Here is a 15,611-nt window from a genome sequence, read left to right on the forward strand (position 1 = left end):
TCAGCCCGCCTGTTTCTCGATTGCCTCTAGAGCGGTTGCAAGCCGGCGCTCTTCTCCGTAGTAGCGCGCGCGATCCCAGAAATGGGGGCGGCCGATGCCGGTGGAGACATGTTCGCCGATGATCCGCCCGTTCGCGTCCTCGCCCTTCATGTCATAAAGGACGAGGTCCTGCGTGATGATGACATCGCCTTCCATGCCGATCACCTCCGTGATGTGGGTGATGCGGCGCGAACCGTCGCGCAGGCGGGTTGCCTGCACGATCACATCGATCGAGCCGACGATGATCTCGCGCACGGTGCGCTGTGGCAGGGTGAAGCCGCCCATGGCCACCATCGATTCGATACGGTTGAGGCATTCGCGCGGGCTGTTGGAGTGGATCGTGCCCATGGAGCCGTCATGGCCCGTGTTCATCGCCTGCAGGAGGTCGAAGACCTCCGGTCCACGCACCTCGCCCACGATGATGCGTTCGGGGCGCATGCGCAGACAGTTGCGCACGAGGTCGCGCATGGTGATCTCGCCTTCGCCCTCAAGGTTGGGCGGGCGGGTTTCCAGACGCACCACATGCGGCTGCTGCAGCTGGAGTTCAGCCGAATCCTCGCACGTGATGATGCGCTCATCCTTGTCGATATAGCTCGTCAGGCAGTTGAGCAGCGTCGTCTTGCCCGAGCCGGTGCCGCCTGAGATCAGGACATTGCAGCGCACCCGACCGATGATCTTCAACACCTCAGCGCCTTCCGGCGATATGGCACCGAAACGGACGAGCTGATCGAGCGTCAGCTTGTCCTTCTTGAACTTACGGATGGTAAGCGAAGCGCCGTCGATGGAGAGCGGCGGAGCAATGACGTTGACGCGCGATCCGTCAGGCAGGCGCGCATCGCAGATCGGGCTCGATTCATCGACGCGGCGGCCGACCTGGCTCACGATGCGCTGGCAGATGTTGAGGAGCTGCTGGTTGTCGCGGAACCGGATATTGGTCTGCTCGACCTTGCCGTTGACTTCGATATAGACCTTCTGCGCTCCGTTCACCATGATATCGGCGATGTCGTCGCGTGCGAGCAGGGGCTCCAGAGGACCGTAGCCGAGAACGTCGTTACAGATGTCCTCAAGCAGTTCCTCCTGCTCGGAGATCGACATTGCGAAGTTCTTGATCGCGATAATGTCGTTGACGATGTCGCGGATTTCCTCGCGCGCACTGTCCTGATCCATGTTGGCGAGCTGCGAGAGATCGATGGTCTCGATCAGCGCCGAAAAGACCTGGCTCTTCGTGTCGTAATAGGAATCGCTGCGCGTGCGCTGGGGCTGTGCGGGGCGCGCCGCCGCCGGTGGCGGAGGAGGGGGCGGCGCTTCGGCGACGAGAGGTGGCGCGGAAACGCGTTCCACCGGCTCCCGCGAGATGGGCTTTTCGGCGTCAAGCACGGCTGTGCCGGCGCCCGGAGCCTCATAGGTTCTCGGAGCCTGGTGCGTGTGCGGAGCCGCTGGAGTTCCGCCGCTATTGCCTCTCTTTCCGAACATGTGCCCGCCTACCCTTCAGTTCAGCTCTTGCGCTTCAGCCGCTCCAGGATTCCGGACAGGCCGGCCTTCTGTTTCGGCTTGGCCTCGCGGCGGCCCGTGAGGACGTGAGCGAGTTCGTTGATCGTTTCCACGACCGGGTTCTTCGCATCCATCTCGGCCAGCATGCGCCCGTTATTGGCGGCGTTGCCGAAGAAATGAGGGTCGAAGGGAATGCTTGCGATCGGTGTGATGCCGAGCGGTTCGCTGAAATCCGCAAGCGAGATTTCCGGCCGTTTGGGAACACCCGTCTGGTTCAGGATAAGCTTGGGTGGCCCGTCGTTCGGCCGCAGCTTCTTCAATGTGTCGATCAGGTTCTTGGTGTTGCGCAGATTGGCGAGATCCGGCGTTGCCGTGATCACGACCTCATCGGCGCGCGCCAGTGTCGTCTTGCTCCAGCCCGACCAGATATGCGGCACGTCGAGCACCATCACGGGCACGGTACGTTGCGTCGTGTCGATGATCTGGGCAAAGGCTTCCGCGTCGAAGTCGTAAACCCGGTCGAGTGTCGAGGGTGCTGCGAGAAGCGAAAGATGTTCCGCGCATTGTGCAAGCAGGCGGTCCAGATAGACCTCATCGATGCGTTCCGGCGAGAAAACGGCCTCGGCGATCCCCTGCGGTGGGTCCTGATCGAAGTCGATATTCGCGGTGCCGAAGGCCAGGTCGAGATCGGCGACAACCACCTCGTTTTCGAAGAGGTTGGAGATGCTCCACGCCAGATTGTGCGCGAGCGTGGACGAGCCCACGCCGCCCTTGGCGCCGATAAAGGCGATGGTCTGCCCGATGGGAGCGGAATCGGGATCGACGAAGATATTGGCGATCACGCTCACGATATCGGCCATTGAGATCGGCGCCACAACATATTCCGAAATGCCGGCGCGCATGAGCTCGCGATAGAGCCAGACATCGTTGTAATGGCCGATGATGATGACCTTCGTGCCCGGGTCGCATACTTCGGCAAGCCTCTCCAGAGAGGCTAGCATCTCGCGCGGTTCGTGGGCCGATTCGATGATCACCAGATTGGGGGTGGCGGCGGTCTGGTAGAATTCCACCGCCGTTGTGATGCCGCCCATATTGACCTTGAGATGCGCTTTCGACATGCGCCTGTCGGCGCCCGCCCGCTGGATCGGGTTGGCGACGGCGTCGGTCTCGCAAAACGCCTGGATCGAGATGCGCGGAACCGGCCGCAAGGTCTGCAGTGTCGGATCCGGTTCGTTCGTTTCCGTCTCGGCCGGATCGGTTTCGTAGGCCAGATTGCTCATGGAAAGCCCCTCAATCATGCGGCTAGTCGTAGGTCACTTCGCGGTTCGACTTGAACCCGTCCGAGACCTTCCGTCCCGTGTAGTCGGAAATGGCGGCGTCGCTGCGGTCCGCGTGGATCGGCGTCTGCTTACGCGGCCCGAGGAAATCGTTCGGATTGGCGACCTGTGCCGCCAGATTGTTCTGATAGGAGCATCCGAAATTCGCGTAATGCTTGTTGTCGGTCGTATCCAGGGCGTCCTTCGGCCAGCGACCGCACGGTCCCGTCGAGGCCTTCACCACCGGATAGGAGACACGGATCGGCGGGGACACATCCGGCGCAGGCGACTGGTAGGCCAGGATGGCGATCCGCTCTGCGGGAACCCCGCGGGCCTGCATGAGGCGCGAGAAATCCGAGGCCACGCTGGAGGCCGCGAGTTCGTTCGCTGAGCCTGCCGGCACGAGCATGGTCACTGTGCCGCCGGAACGGCGGTCGTATCCGTCCAGAAAGCCGGCCAGAGTTGCGGCCTGATCGCGAGACATCTTGCGGATGGAGGCGCCCACCGGCAGGTCGATCTGCTCGGAGGATTCCGAAACGACGATGGGATGGTTGGTTCGGTAGTCGTCCGGCACCGAGCCGACAATCACCGAGTCCCTTTTGGCAAAGGTGCATCCCGAAAGAAGAAGAGCGGCCGTCAAAGCGATCAAAGGCCCTTTGATCTTGAGGCGGACAGCTTCCGAATGGTCAATTGTCTTCATAACCACCCCCGACATAGCCCCCGACATGGCTGATCCCCCGCTCACTTGTAGATGTAGCCGACAACGCCGTGGTAACGGCCATTGGGCAGATTGGTTTTCATCGTTCCGTAGACGCGGTTCACCCGGCCAAGGAACATGCCGGCGCCGTCGCTGGCCGGGGTGAAATTGTCGTCCGGCTTGGCCAGTGCCGTGCGCGCGCTCGGCTTGGAGAGATAGGGCGTCACGATGATGACGAGTTCGGTTTCGTTGCGTACGAAGTCGCGGCTACGGAAGAGCGAGCCGAGCACGGGCAGCTTGGAAAGCCCGGGTGTTCCGCTGAAGGCCTGTCGCACGTCGTCCTGCACAAGGCCGGCGATCATCATCGATCCGCCGGACGGCAGTTCCACCGTCGTGTCTGCAAGGCGCTTGCGGATTGAGATGAAGTTCATGCCGTTCAGGAACGATCCACCAGAAGTGAAGCCGCCTTCCATGGGAACGCCGCCACGCATCGTCGGCTCCGAAACCTGGGTTCGGATTTTCAGGGAGATACGGCCCTGCGTAAGGACGGTCGGCTGGAACTCCAGGCCGATGCCGTATTCGATCTGCTTGATGGTATATTTCGTGCCATTCTCGTCGACCTCGCGTTCGTCCACGAGATTGAACTCGCCGCCCACGCGGAACGTGGCCTTCTCGCCCGAAACGGCGGTGAGCGCCGGCTCGGCCAGCGTGCGCATAACGCCAGCCTGTTCCATCGCGTTCAGATATCCGCTGATGATCGAGTTGCCCGAGGCACCGACCTTCAGTCGGCTGTTGGATAAGGATTTGCCCAGGAGGAACGGATTCTCGGTCAATGCCCCCCAGGAAATGCCATCGACGCTTCCCTGACCGAGCATGTTCACGCCGAGCTGCTTCATCACATCCCGGCTGACTTCTGCGACTGTCACCTTCAGCGTCACCTGATCCTCGCCGAGGATCTGGAGCATGTTGATGATCCTGCTTTCCTGGCGCTTTTCATCCGGGTTGTTGATCGCGACGCCACCGCCATCGGTGGGGGCGGAAGCGCTCTGCGAATATTGTCCGGTCGTGGCTTCACCGCCGGTCACGAACATCTGTGCGATGTCCTTGGCGCGCGATGCATCGAGCGGCGTTTCAACCGTGCCGGTCAACACGACGTTGTCGTTGATCAGTTCGACCTGAATGTCCGAGTTCGGAATGAAGCGTTTCAGATAGTCTTCAAGGCCCGCAACATCGCGTTCCACCGCGACATCCAGGCTGGCGATCTGTTCGCCATTGGGGCCGAACACGAAGATATTGGTCTCGCCGACCTGCTTGCCGAACAGATAGATGCGCCGCGCCGTACGCGTCACCGCATCTGCGACGGCGGGATTGGCCACCAGAATGTCATAGGCGTCGCTTGGCAGGTCCACCACCAGCGACTTGTTGAGCCCGAGCTTGACCCGCTGACCGGAGGTCTTGGCGCTCTGGGCCTTGATGATCTTCTGGTCCGCGAAAGCCTCGCTCACGGGTGCGGCTGCGGTGATGAGAAGAGCGGTCGCGCAGCCCAGAAGCAGGCGCGCTGCAAGCCTCTCGCGCTGTGTCTTGCACGGAGCTGTTCTCGTCACAGAGAAGGTGTTCTTCGGCAAACTCATTTGCGGGTCCCCACTTCGCTCACCTGGCCCGACTTGATCAGGCGTATGCTGTTGCCCCGTCCGGCGCCCGAAACCAGATAAGAGCCTTCGTTCGTAACAGGCTCGTTTGTGTCGGTGATTGCTCTCAGCGAAAGGGTCAGCCTGTCGGCCATCTGCTGCGCCACGGTGATGATTTCAGCCTGTTCCGGCGTGAGTTCGAGGGTGGCGGTCTCGCCGACCTTGACGCGGCGGCCTTCCTCATCTTCCTGGATCGTCTGATCGATCGCCAGAACCTTGATGTTCTTGAGAATGGTCTCGGTGATGAACCCGCCGGTACTCACGGCTTCCTGCTGGCGGCGCGTCATGATCACGTCGACGAAATCGTTCGGCAGGATAAAGCCGCCGGCCGAAGTGTCGGCAGCGATCTGGGTTGCGACCGCACGCTTGCCCGAGGGCAGGATCGCGGACATGAAGCTGATGCCTTCGCCGATCAGCTTGGAGCGTCGCAGCGGCTCGCCCGAATAGAGCGCCACACGGGCGATCGAGCTGTTGAGCTCTTCAAGCGCCTGCGGGCTCTGGTCGCGGGTGATGAAATTGGCGTTCACATTGTCTGCAGGCCAGGGTTCCCAGCGTAACGAACCATTCAGTTCGCTGCCCATGGTGACGTCCTGGCCCAGGACCAGAACATCCGTCATCCGGACTTCTGGCTTTTGGGGCCCTGTGTCGGCCACAGGTTGCGGCTTCGGCGCAGTCAGATTCTTGGCCACGTAACCGGCGCCCAGCGCAGCCATGACGGCCACGCCCAAAATGACGATCCGGGATTTGCTCATACCACGCCCCTCGCACTCGGATTCCCTTGCGTGATCGGGAGAATGGAGCGGCAATCGTCAAATTATGGTTAACGACGGACTTACGAACGTGATTAATCGAAAGTTTCTCGCGCTATCGTTGTATCGCTCCGCAGCTCCGTGGCGCAAAAGGAAAGCGGCGCTCTCCCGTCATGGAAGAGCGCCGCGGATGGTTCCTTTGAGGCCTGGGCCAGTGCTCAGAAAGCCGAGACCTTTTCGATGGCCCACTGCGTCAGCGGAGATTGCGGGAAGGCCAGGAGCCCCGCGACGCCGAGCGCGATCCCATAGGGAACGCCCACCTTGGTGTTGGCGAAGTGTTTTAGAAAGAGATTGTTCCCGCCGATCAGGGATAGCGGCGAGTTTCGGAAGGAAAGGATCGCCAGCGTCAGCGCGCCTCCGACAACCGATGCCAATGCGAGATATTCCACCAGAGCAGGCGAAAACCCGAACCAGATGGAGGTTGCCGCTATCAGCTTGGCATCGCCACCGCCCATGCCCCCGATTGCGAACAGCGCGAAGGTGACCGCAAGCACCGCTGCCACCGCAGCCAAGTGCAGCCCGATAGTGCTCCATGCCATGCCGGTAAAGGGCGCGATCACAAGAAAGGCAACGATCAGCAGGACCGAGACACGGTTGGCGATGGTCATCGACAGCATGTCGGAGACTGCCGCAAAGGCCATGCAGAAGGGAAAGATTACAAAGATCGCTGCTTCAAGCATCGCACCACCCACCTTGTTTATGGAAACTTCTTATCCCGCAGCCGCTTAAAACTTGGTTGAAGCGCCGTCGCCTTTCCGAAAACGAAAAGGGCCGCCCGCTTGTGGCGGACGGCCCTCAATCCGTATCGGATAAGCTTCCGATTAGCCGGCGAGACCGGTGGAAACGGAGCCGAAGGTGGTCTGCAGGGCGTCGCGAACGCCGGTGACGGCGGCGATGATGCCAACACCGATCAGGGCAGCCAGAAGGCCGTATTCGATCGCCGTGGCGCCGGACTCATCTTTCAGGAAACGTGCAACCAGATTAGCCATGTGAAGTACTCCTCTTCCGCGTTGTTTTAACAGCAAGCCCGTCAACGTTTTGTCTGTGTTGATCGGATGAGCCGAACTTACGGGGAAGCTCTTTCAGCGGCCTTAAGAAACAGCATTACCAAAACCTTTCCTCGCCGAATGCTTGGCTTTGGTTAATGCTCAACTAAGTGAAATCCCGCATTTTTAACGGGCCGGACACTGTTGGCGAGGTCACTTATATATAGAGTGTTTTATGCAGCCTTTGGTTGCTTTCGCGCTCTTGATGCATCGCTGCCTCTGCGGGTTTAACGCTTGGTTCACCAATCCGCTTCATAGTCTCTTCAGCTTGAACTGGGGAGCCGGGCAATGGGCCACGCTTTTTTTCACACGCGCGGAATGTTTCGTGTCGCAGCTTTCGCTGCGAGCCTGCTCGCCATGCCCACCGTTACCCTCGCGGATGTCGGTATCGAGGTGGTGATGAACCAGGCGAAGATCGTCAAGCTTTCACGGCCTGCCGATACGATCGTGATCGGCAATCCCGAAATCGCCGATGCGGCGGTTCAGGATGCAACCACCATCGTTCTGACGGGCAAGGGTTTCGGCGTCACCAATATGGTGGTTCTCGATCTTGAAGGGCAGCCGATTGTCGATGAGCAGGTCACGGTGAGCCGCCAGGCGGTCCAGTCGGTTCGCATTTATCGCCGGGCGAACATCCAGACGCTTTCCTGCACGCCTTATTGTGAAAGCGCCTACAAGACCGATGCCGAGCGCACCTCCGAAACGGAAATGAACGCGAACCAGTAGGCCCTCTGCGCATCCGCGCGATTGGCTTGGTTACCGAGTGCTTGCCGTCCGATGTAATTTTTGAGCATATCAAAAAACCGGACTGCAACCGGAACCCGCTATGGTTGAGCCAGAGTTCAACACCTTGCGGGAAGCGATTATGGGCGTTCGGGGCGAAGATTCGGCGATTGGAAATCGCCGCGAGAGACGCATCTTCAGACATTTCATCAAGAACCGCGATGGCGTCACGGCTATCGAGTTCGCACTTCTTGCCATGCCGTTCTTTCTGTTGGTCTGCGCGATCATCGAGACTTGCATCGCCTTCGCTGCCCAGGAATTGATTTCAAACGCCACCGATGATGTGGCCCGTCAGTTCCGGACAGGACAGATCACTGCTGCCAGCAATCTCAATGAAACGGCGTTGCGCAAGATGGTCTGCGATCGCATCTCCATCATGGTGTCGGATGAATGCCCCGGCCTGACCGTTGATCTACGCCAGTTCGCGACCTTCGAGGAGGCCGCCAACACAGCCAGTTCCAGCTCCTTGTCCGCCCTGCAGCCCAAGGTCGACCTCGGGCCTGCGCTGACGAAGAACATGCTGCGGGTCTATTATCGCTGGCCGATCATCACCAATCGCCTCGGCCAGAACCTGCCTGATGGCAAGATGCTGCTCTTTTCCGCCGCCACCTGGCAGAACGAACCCTTCTGACAAAGCCCGTTGTTTCAGGAACAAGAACGATGAAGAACATTTCAATCTTGCCGGCGGGTGAAAAGGGGATCTTCTCGACCCTGCGCCGTTTCATGAGTGACCGCCGTGGCGTTGCCGCTATCGAATTCGTCATCGTGGCGCCAATCCTGTTCGGGCTTTATTTTCTGACGCTCGAATTCGCCCAGGCCATCGACACCAACAAGAAGGTCGCGCGCATTGGCAGCATGGTCGGGGATCTGGTCGCCCAGCAGCCATCCATCACCAAGAACGAGATCGACGCGATCATGAAGATCGGCGGTGCGTTGCTCGTGCCCTATAACCGCTCGCAGCCGGAAGTGGTCATCACGGCAATCGAGGTGACCAACGAGCCTACGCCCAAGGTCAAGGTCGTCTGGTCGCGCAAGATGGTGGCCGGCACTGCGGGGAACGCCCTGGCCGCCGGGAGCATCACCACCATTCCGGAAGATCTCCGGATCCCCGGCGCGTTTTACATCCGTGCGACGGCGGATATCGGCTACAAGCCCATCCTCACCTATTCTTCGGAAGGTAAGGAAGGCATGGGCCTGATGGCCATGACCGGGTTGCAGAACCTGAAAATGAGCGAAAGCTATTTTCTGCGGCCTCGCATGAACAACAGCATCGCCTGCACGGATTGCTAGCATTCAACCATCAGGCGGCTTTGCCTGACGGTTGAATGTGAAAACGCAGTGAGACGGAACGCCATGGGTGAAGACCAACCCATGGCGTTCTGACGTTGCGCGGCCATTCCACTCATTCCACCCGGTGGCAAAATGCTCTATGTCTGACCTGACATCTCGAAATACTGTCTGGGTCCCATGGCGCGCGCATTTCTCTTCGTTCTTGATTCCTTTGGCATCGGCCATGCACCCGATGCGGCAGCTTTTGCAAACGAGGGGGCCGACACATTCGGCCATATTGCACAGGCCTGTGCGGAAGGCAGGGGCGACCGTCCGGGTTTGCGCCAGGGACCGTTGCTTCTGCCGCACTTGCGTGCGCTCGGGCTATCCCATGCTGCGGCGATCGCTGCCGGGCACGATGTTGCGCATCTGCCGTCCGCGACGGGATTCTATGGAGCGGCCTGCGAGACCTCGCGCGGAAAGGACACGCCTTCCGGTCATTGGGAAATCGCCGGCGTTCCGGTGCCTTTCGACTGGGGATATTTTCCCGAAACCGAGCCGACCTTTCCCAGGAGCCTGACCGACGCGATTGTCGAGAAAGCGGCGCTGCCCGGAATTCTGGGAAATTGCCATGCCTCGGGAACCGAGATCATAGCCCGTCTTGGCGAGGAGCATATCCGCACAGGCAAGCCCATCTGCTACACCTCCGCCGATTCCGTCTTTCAGATTGCCGCCCACGAGGAACATTTTGGCCTGGAACGGCTCTATCAGCTTTGTGAACTGGTGCGTGTTCTGGTCGATCCGCTGAATATCGGCCGGGTCATCGCCCGTCCTTTCCTTGGCGAAAGCGCAGAAAACTTCGAGCGGACCGCCAACCGTCGCGACTATGCGGTTCCCCCACCCGAGCCGACCCTGCTCGACCGTGTGGAGGCGGCAGGCGGACGTGTTTTCGGCATAGGCAAGATCGGTGATATTTTCGCGCATCAGGGCGTCAGCGAAGTACGCAAGGCAGCTGGGAATATGGCGCTGTTCGAGGCAAGCCTGAAGGCGATGAGAGAGGCGCGGGACGGTGACCTGGTGTTCGCCAATTTCGTTGACTTCGATTCTCTTTATGGCCACCGGCGCGATGTGCCGGGCTATGCTGCCGCGCTGGAGGCTTTTGATCGCAAGCTGCCGGAGGCGCTGACGCTTCTGCAGGAAGGCGACATGTTGGTCCTGACTGCGGATCACGGTTGCGATCCAACCTGGAGCGGTTCCGACCATACGCGCGAATGCGTGCCGGTGGTGGGCATGGCGCCCGGCTTGCGAGGCGGATCGGTTGGCCTGCGTCGCACCTTTGCCGATATGGGCGAGACGGTTGCCGAACATCTCGGGATTCCGCGCGGGCCGCATGGCATATCCTTCCTCGGTGGACTGGCACCCGATGCCTGAACTGCCGGAGGTCGAGACGGTCCGGCGCGGCCTGCAGCCGGTCATGGAGGGGGCCCGGATACGCAGTGTCGAATTGCGTCGCCCCAACCTGCGTTTCCCGTTTCCCGAGGATTTCGCAAAGCGGCTGGAAAACCGCAGGATCATCGCGCTCGGGCGCCGGGCCAAATATCTTTTGATGCACATCGAGACGGCGGATGCCGTGATTTGTCATCTGGGCATGTCTGGCTCTTTCCGCATCGAGCGTGAAGGGGGCACCGAGACGCCGGGGGATTTTCACCACGAGCGTTCCAAGGCCGAAAAGCACGATCACGCCATCTTTCATCTCGAAGGCGCAGACGGTTCTGCGTTGCGCGTGATTTACAACGATCCGCGCCGCTTTGGTTTCATGCTTCTGCATGATGAGGGCACGCTGGATAGCCACCCTCTGCTTTCAGGGCTTGGTGTGGAGCCGACCGGAAATGTTCTCGACGGCGCGCATCTTTCTGAGCTTCTGAAGGGGCGCAACACGCCGCTCAAATCCGCATTGATGGATCAGCGGCTGGTGGCCGGTCTTGGCAATATCTATGTCTGCGAAGCTTTATGGCGAGCAGGCTTATCGCCGAAGCGGGCTGCGCGCACCATCGTTGCGGAGCGGGGCGTTTCAAAGCGGGCTCTGCTGTTGGCGGAGGCCATTCGTTCCGTGATCGCCGAAGCCATCGCTGCCGGCGGGTCTTCACTAAAGGATTACGTGCAGGCCGACGGGTCTCTGGGCTATTTTCAGCATACGTTCAATGTCTATGACCGGGAGGGACAGCCGTGCCGCCGGGAGGGATGTGGAGGAACGGTGCAGCGTATCGTTCAGGCAGGCCGGTCGACCTTTTATTGTCCGTCCTGTCAGCGTTGAGCATTTTGCAGCCAAGCGGCACGCTTGGCGTCGCACAAATGCGGAGAGACCAGCATTTTGCAGCCAAGCGGCACGCTTGGCGTCGCACAAATGCAAAGAGACCGGCATTTTGCAGCCAGACGGCATCGTCTGGCGTCGCATAGGAGAGAGGAACAGGCTATGGCATATGAAACGATCCTGGTGGAGACGCGCGAGCGGGTAGGGCTGATCACGCTCAATCGCCCCAAGGCCTTGAACGCCTTGAATGCACTCGTGATGGAAGAAGTCGTCGCTGCCGCTCAGGCGTTTGACGAGAACCCCCGCATTGGCGCCATCGTCATCACCGGATCCGAAAAGGCGTTCGCGGCCGGTGCAGACATCAAGGAAATGCTGCCCAAGACTTTTATCGACGCCTATATGGAGGACATCTTCTCCGGTTGGGACGGGTTGGTGCGCGTGCGCAAGCCGGTTATCGCGGCAGTGGCGGGTTATGCGCTCGGTGGCGGTTGCGAGCTTGCCATGATGTGCGACTTCATCATTGCTGCCGAGAACGCCAAGTTCGGTCAGCCGGAGATCACCCTTGGCATTATTCCGGGCATGGGTGGTTCGCAGCGGCTGACCCGCTTCGTGGGCAAGTCCAAGGCGATGGATATGTGTCTTACCGGTCGTATGATGGATGCTGCCGAAGCTGAGCGCTCAGGCCTGGTCTCGCGCGTGGTGCCCCCTGGCGAACTGATCGAGGAAGCGTTGAAGGCGGCGACCACAATTGCCGAATTCTCCCTGCCTGCGGTGATGATGGCCAAGGAGGCGGTCAATCGGTCCTATGAAACGACCCTTACCGAAGGGCTGCGGTTCGAGAGACGCGTTTTCGATTCCATGTTCGCGCTGGACGACCGCAAGGAAGGAATGGCGGCCTTTACCGAGAAGCGCTCGGCGAATTTCAAGAACCGCTAAGGCGATTGGTTGTTGTGCGGGGCGTTTTCTTGCGCCTCGCTGCCTGGTTCGAGGGTCTCAGGCGTTGACGTGTGGGAAAAGCTACACTATAAGCCGCCACGACTGTGGTGGCCCGTGGCTGCCCCTTTTTATTTTGAGCCGGCGATCCACTGAATTCGCGGCGTGAACGTAGAAACAAGAGAGGTCACATGGCCAACACGACTTCGGCCAAGAAGGCGGTGCGCAAGATTGCTCGCCGTACCGCGGTGAACAAGAGCCGCCGCTCGCGCGTGCGCAATTTCGTCCGCAAGGTCGAGGAAGCAATCGCTTCCGGCGACAAGGCTGCGGCCGAGACGGCTTTCCGCGCAGCGCAGCCGGAGCTGATGCGTGCGGCCACGAAGGGTGTCCTGCACCGCAACACCGCTTCCCGCAAGGTGTCTCGCCTCGCGCAGCGCGTGAAGGCCGTCGGCGCCTGATCTTCCTAAAATTGCTATGAGAAACCCGGTGGTAAACGCCGGGTTTTTCTTTGTGCTCCAACAGGTTGGCAGTCTGCACGCGATCCGTGTGCGGCGCCGGCCTTTTTTTGTTTGCCGGCGCTGATCGCTCAAATTCAGCCCGGCAGCTGTCACATTGTGACCTTCATGTTTTGTTATCCAAACCGAATAGCTTAGCTATATCATGGCGTTGTGGAAGTTTATCCACAGCTTGTCCACGTCATCCCTGGACCTCTCGGCTGCCATAAATGTCAAGTTCTTTTTTTCGATTTTTTTTCAAACGTGCCCGTCAAGGGCTGGATTTGGAAAAGGCGTTGGAATCCAAAAGACTTATTCACCTCCCCTTTTGCGGAGTCCGATTCCGCAGGCAAAGGCAAGGCCGGATTCGCGAAAAAACCGGACCGCGCGCTCTTGCTCTTTCCGGCGGGATTTCGGTAATGTCTGGACATCGAGAGAGGCAGCCAGAGCCTTCAAGCTTTAGCCGAAATTGGCAGTTTTTGCGGCGCGGATTCATTCTGCGCGAGGGGACTCTTTGCGCTCTCGTACAGGCCACTTCCGGTTTCGCTGCCGGGGTTGATAAAGGCGCTTCAGGCGTCATGGGGACCACAGAGTTCGGAAGGTTGGTCACTGCCGGTAAGCAACTGGCGGTTGAGGGGGTTATGTGCAAAAAAGCGGGCGGGGGCTCAGCTGGTGAAGGAGCAGGAAATTGAAAGTTTAGGTCGTTGGCTACGATCAACGATGCCAATCAATAAGGGACACCGGTCGGCCGCGTGAGTTGTTGCGACGAGCGCGTCGAAAGGCTCCGGCCGGTAAAAACCAGACATTGAAAAACAGGGACATGAGAATGCAAAGCGGCGCCGAAAGGGAAGTTAAGGGGGGATTTTCTTTTCAAGAGCAACTGTCTCACCAGGAAGCCATTGAAAAGGGTGAGGCCGACACTGAAAAGGTCACCGAGAAATCCGGTCCCTCCGAGGTTGTGTTTGACAGGGTGAAGGCGCAGTTGCGCGCACGCCTCGGCAGTGAGGTCTATTCCAGCTGGTTCGGACGTATGAAGCTGACGGAAGCTTCCAAGGGGTGTGTACGGATTTCCGTGCCCACGGCCTTCCTGCGATCCTGGATCAACGGCCATTATCTCGATCTGATTTCCGAACTCTGGAAACAGGAAGAGCCTGAGACGCTCAAGGTCGAGATCGTGGTTCGCACCGCGACCCGCAATGTGCGTGTGGCTCAGGAAACCAAGCCTGCGGTTGCCCGCAAGGTTGCAGCCCGCCCGCAGACGGCATTGGCAAGCGGCACGCTTTCCGCCAGCCACGGGCCGCGCGGCAGCGCCGTGCAGGCGGCGGAAGCCGATGGTCGCGCCAATGTGCTCGGCTCGCCGCTCGATAGCCGCTACACGTTCGATTCCCTCATCGAGGGGCCGTCGAACCGGGTGGCTAGCGCTGCGGCGCGTACGGTCGCCGAATCGGATTCCAATGCGATCCGGTTCAATCCGCTTTTCCTGCATGCCTCCGTCGGTCTCGGCAAGACGCATATGCTGCAGGCGATCGCTGCGGAATCGCTCCGTCGCAAGCCGCAGGCCCGTGTCGTCTATCTGACGGCCGAATATTTCATGTGGCGTTTCGCCACCGCGATCCGTGACAACAATGCGCTCACCCTCAAGGAGCAGTTGCGCGATATCGATCTTCTGATCATCGACGACATGCAGTTCCTGCAGGGTAAGTCGATCCAGAACGAGTTCTGCCATCTCCTGAACATGCTGCTGGACAGCGCGCGTCAGGTGGTGGTGGCGGCAGACCGACCGCCTTCCGAGCTGGAGTCGCTCGAGCCGCGGGTGAAGTCCCGTCTCAACGGCGGCGTCTCGCTGGAAATCGGCGCGCCGGATTTCTCCATGCGTTTGTCGATCCTCAAGCAGCGTCTCGCAGCCGCGCAGGCAGAAGACGCCTCGCTCGATATTCCCGAGGAGATTCTGGTGCATGTGGCGCGCTCCGTCACCGGCAGCGGGCGTGAACTGGAGGGCGCCTTCAATCAGCTTCTCTTCCGTCACTCCTTCGAGCCGCAGATCACCATCGACCGAGTCGATGAAATTCTGGGCCATGTGTGCCGCGCCGGCGAGCCGAAGCGCGTTCGCATCGAGGATATTCAGCGCATCGTCGCACGGCATTACAACGTGTCGAAGACCGAGCTCCTGTCCAATCGACGCACGCGCACCATCGTCAAGCCGCGTCAGGTCGCCATGTATCTTTCGAAGGTCATGACACCGCGTTCCCTGCCGGAGATCGGCCGTCGTTTCGGCGGGCGCGATCACACCACGGTTCTGCATGCCGTGCGCAAGATCGAGGGGTTGACTGATGGCGACCGGCAGCTTGCCCAGGAGATCGAGCTTCTGAAGCGCCTCATCAGCGATCAGGCCTGATGGTTTTGCCCGCCGCGCCTCCGTGCGGCGGGCGTTTCCCGATAAGCGCGTTTTCCGGTCAGGCGATCTCACCTGACGTCTGGCTGAACGCGGAAAGGTTTGCTGCGGGTCGAGCTCGGAGGGGGAGGCGGCCCGCCCTGGCGTGCGGAGTGCAAGGCGCAGTTTGCGCGCTTCGCACTCCGTACGCCTCGCTTTTTGCGGCAAGCTTTGTCGTTTTCCCCAAAAAGCCTGAATGCAGAAGCCGCTGAAGCCGCGCGGGCTTGCGTTTCCCCTTGATTTCCTGTCAGTTTGCTGGGATTCAAGCCTGTTCATGGCTGCGCGCGGCATGGCACATGTCCGC

At 60.0% G+C, this 15,611-nt stretch carries 15 protein-coding genes; 8 read left to right on the top strand and 7 right to left on the bottom strand.

Features of this window, described 5'->3' with window-relative positions; all coding sequences use genetic code 11:
- From NA8A_RS01305 to NA8A_RS01335, 7 genes are all read right to left on the bottom strand, one after another.
- Positions 1-1,512 (bottom strand): TadA family conjugal transfer-associated ATPase, encoded by a 1,512-nt coding sequence (locus NA8A_RS01305; protein WP_009449411.1) that lies wholly within the window; start codon positions 1,510-1,512, stop codon positions 1-3.
- 20 nt (positions 1,513-1,532) lie between these two features.
- Entirely contained in the window at positions 1,533-2,810 is a 1,278-nt protein-coding gene (locus NA8A_RS01310; RefSeq protein ID WP_040671585.1) for a CpaE/TadZ family protein, read from the bottom strand.
- 22 nt (positions 2,811-2,832) lie between these two features.
- Positions 2,833-3,546, bottom strand: coding sequence for a CpaD family pilus assembly protein (locus NA8A_RS01315; protein WP_143087926.1), 714 nt, complete (start codon positions 3,544-3,546; stop codon positions 2,833-2,835).
- 41 nt (positions 3,547-3,587) lie between these two features.
- On the bottom strand, positions 3,588-5,174 hold the full coding sequence (locus tag NA8A_RS01320; protein WP_009449414.1) for a type II and III secretion system protein family protein: 1,587 nt from the start codon (positions 5,172-5,174) through the stop codon (positions 3,588-3,590).
- Complete coding sequence (cpaB, locus tag NA8A_RS01325) at positions 5,171-5,983, bottom strand: Flp pilus assembly protein CpaB (protein ID WP_009449415.1); 813 nt, start codon at positions 5,981-5,983, stop codon at positions 5,171-5,173. Before cpaB ends, NA8A_RS01320 begins: the two co-directional genes overlap by 4 nt.
- Before the next feature lie 215 nt (positions 5,984-6,198).
- Positions 6,199-6,720, bottom strand: a complete 522-nt coding sequence (locus tag NA8A_RS01330) for an A24 family peptidase (protein WP_009449416.1) — start codon at positions 6,718-6,720, stop codon at positions 6,199-6,201.
- Positions 6,721-6,861: 141 nt separating this feature from the next.
- Positions 6,862-7,029 carry a Flp family type IVb pilin gene (locus NA8A_RS01335; RefSeq protein ID WP_009449417.1) on the bottom strand — a complete coding sequence of 56 codons (168 nt, stop codon included), beginning with the start codon at positions 7,027-7,029 and terminating at the stop codon, positions 6,862-6,864.
- Between the two features lie 345 nt (positions 7,030-7,374).
- Between NA8A_RS01335 and NA8A_RS01340 the strand changes: the two genes are divergently transcribed.
- The 8 genes from NA8A_RS01340 (at position 7,375) to dnaA (ending at position 15,271) form a co-directional block, all read left to right on the top strand.
- Entirely contained in the window at positions 7,375-7,812 is a 438-nt protein-coding gene (locus tag NA8A_RS01340) for a pilus assembly protein N-terminal domain-containing protein (protein ID WP_009449418.1), read from the top strand.
- Positions 7,813-7,912: 100 nt separating this feature from the next.
- The gene (locus tag NA8A_RS01345; protein ID WP_009449419.1) at positions 7,913-8,500 is read left to right on the top strand and encodes a TadE/TadG family type IV pilus assembly protein; all 588 of its coding nucleotides are present in this window, start codon (positions 7,913-7,915) and stop codon (positions 8,498-8,500) included.
- Positions 8,501-8,529: 29 nt separating this feature from the next.
- Positions 8,530-9,159, top strand: coding sequence for a TadE/TadG family type IV pilus assembly protein (locus tag NA8A_RS01350; RefSeq protein WP_009449420.1), 630 nt, complete (start codon positions 8,530-8,532; stop codon positions 9,157-9,159).
- Between the two features lie 177 nt (positions 9,160-9,336).
- The gene (locus NA8A_RS01355; protein ID WP_009449421.1) at positions 9,337-10,569 is read left to right on the top strand and encodes a phosphopentomutase; all 1,233 of its coding nucleotides are present in this window, start codon (positions 9,337-9,339) and stop codon (positions 10,567-10,569) included.
- The gene (gene mutM, locus NA8A_RS01360; protein WP_009449422.1) at positions 10,562-11,452 is read left to right on the top strand and encodes a bifunctional DNA-formamidopyrimidine glycosylase/DNA-(apurinic or apyrimidinic site) lyase; all 891 of its coding nucleotides are present in this window, start codon (positions 10,562-10,564) and stop codon (positions 11,450-11,452) included. The genes NA8A_RS01355 and mutM overlap by 8 nt, the downstream gene beginning before the upstream one ends.
- A gap of 159 nt (positions 11,453-11,611) precedes the next feature.
- On the top strand, positions 11,612-12,385 hold the full coding sequence (locus NA8A_RS01365; protein WP_009449423.1) for an enoyl-CoA hydratase: 774 nt from the start codon (positions 11,612-11,614) through the stop codon (positions 12,383-12,385).
- A 188-nt stretch (positions 12,386-12,573) separates the two neighbouring features.
- Positions 12,574-12,840 carry a 30S ribosomal protein S20 gene (gene rpsT / locus NA8A_RS01370; RefSeq protein WP_009449424.1) on the top strand — a complete coding sequence of 89 codons (267 nt, stop codon included), beginning with the start codon at positions 12,574-12,576 and terminating at the stop codon, positions 12,838-12,840.
- A gap of 856 nt (positions 12,841-13,696) precedes the next feature.
- Entirely contained in the window at positions 13,697-15,271 is a 1,575-nt protein-coding gene (gene dnaA / locus NA8A_RS01375; RefSeq protein WP_009449425.1) for a chromosomal replication initiator protein DnaA, read from the top strand.
- Positions 15,272-15,611: the final 340 nt, after the last annotated feature.

The sequence above is a fragment of the Nitratireductor indicus C115 genome, assembly GCF_000300515.1.
Lineage (GTDB): Bacteria > Pseudomonadota > Alphaproteobacteria > Rhizobiales > Rhizobiaceae > Nitratireductor > Nitratireductor indicus.

Excerpts from the sequence above, each read along its gene's own strand:
- NA8A_RS01305 (WP_009449411.1), bottom strand. The coding sequence starts at position 1,512 with ATGTTCGGAAAGAGAGGCAATAGCGGCGGAACTCCAGCGGCTCCGCAC.
- NA8A_RS01310 (WP_040671585.1), bottom strand. The coding sequence starts at position 2,810 with ATGAGCAATCTGGCCTACGAAACCGATCCGGCCGAGACGGAAACGAAC.
- NA8A_RS01315 (WP_143087926.1), bottom strand. The coding sequence starts at position 3,546 with ATGAAGACAATTGACCATTCGGAAGCTGTCCGCCTCAAGATCAAAGGG.
- NA8A_RS01320 (WP_009449414.1), bottom strand. The coding sequence starts at position 5,174 with ATGAGTTTGCCGAAGAACACCTTCTCTGTGACGAGAACAGCTCCGTGC.
- cpaB (WP_009449415.1), bottom strand. The coding sequence starts at position 5,983 with ATGAGCAAATCCCGGATCGTCATTTTGGGCGTGGCCGTCATGGCTGCG.
- NA8A_RS01330 (WP_009449416.1), bottom strand. The coding sequence starts at position 6,720 with ATGCTTGAAGCAGCGATCTTTGTAATCTTTCCCTTCTGCATGGCCTTT.
- NA8A_RS01335 (WP_009449417.1), bottom strand. The coding sequence starts at position 7,029 with ATGGCTAATCTGGTTGCACGTTTCCTGAAAGATGAGTCCGGCGCCACG.
- NA8A_RS01340 (WP_009449418.1), top strand. The coding sequence starts at position 7,375 with ATGGGCCACGCTTTTTTTCACACGCGCGGAATGTTTCGTGTCGCAGCT.
- NA8A_RS01345 (WP_009449419.1), top strand. The coding sequence starts at position 7,913 with ATGGTTGAGCCAGAGTTCAACACCTTGCGGGAAGCGATTATGGGCGTT.
- NA8A_RS01350 (WP_009449420.1), top strand. The coding sequence starts at position 8,530 with ATGAAGAACATTTCAATCTTGCCGGCGGGTGAAAAGGGGATCTTCTCG.
- NA8A_RS01355 (WP_009449421.1), top strand. The coding sequence starts at position 9,337 with ATGGCGCGCGCATTTCTCTTCGTTCTTGATTCCTTTGGCATCGGCCAT.
- mutM (WP_009449422.1), top strand. The coding sequence starts at position 10,562 with ATGCCTGAACTGCCGGAGGTCGAGACGGTCCGGCGCGGCCTGCAGCCG.
- NA8A_RS01365 (WP_009449423.1), top strand. The coding sequence starts at position 11,612 with ATGGCATATGAAACGATCCTGGTGGAGACGCGCGAGCGGGTAGGGCTG.
- rpsT (WP_009449424.1), top strand. The coding sequence starts at position 12,574 with ATGGCCAACACGACTTCGGCCAAGAAGGCGGTGCGCAAGATTGCTCGC.
- dnaA (WP_009449425.1), top strand. The coding sequence starts at position 13,697 with ATGAGAATGCAAAGCGGCGCCGAAAGGGAAGTTAAGGGGGGATTTTCT.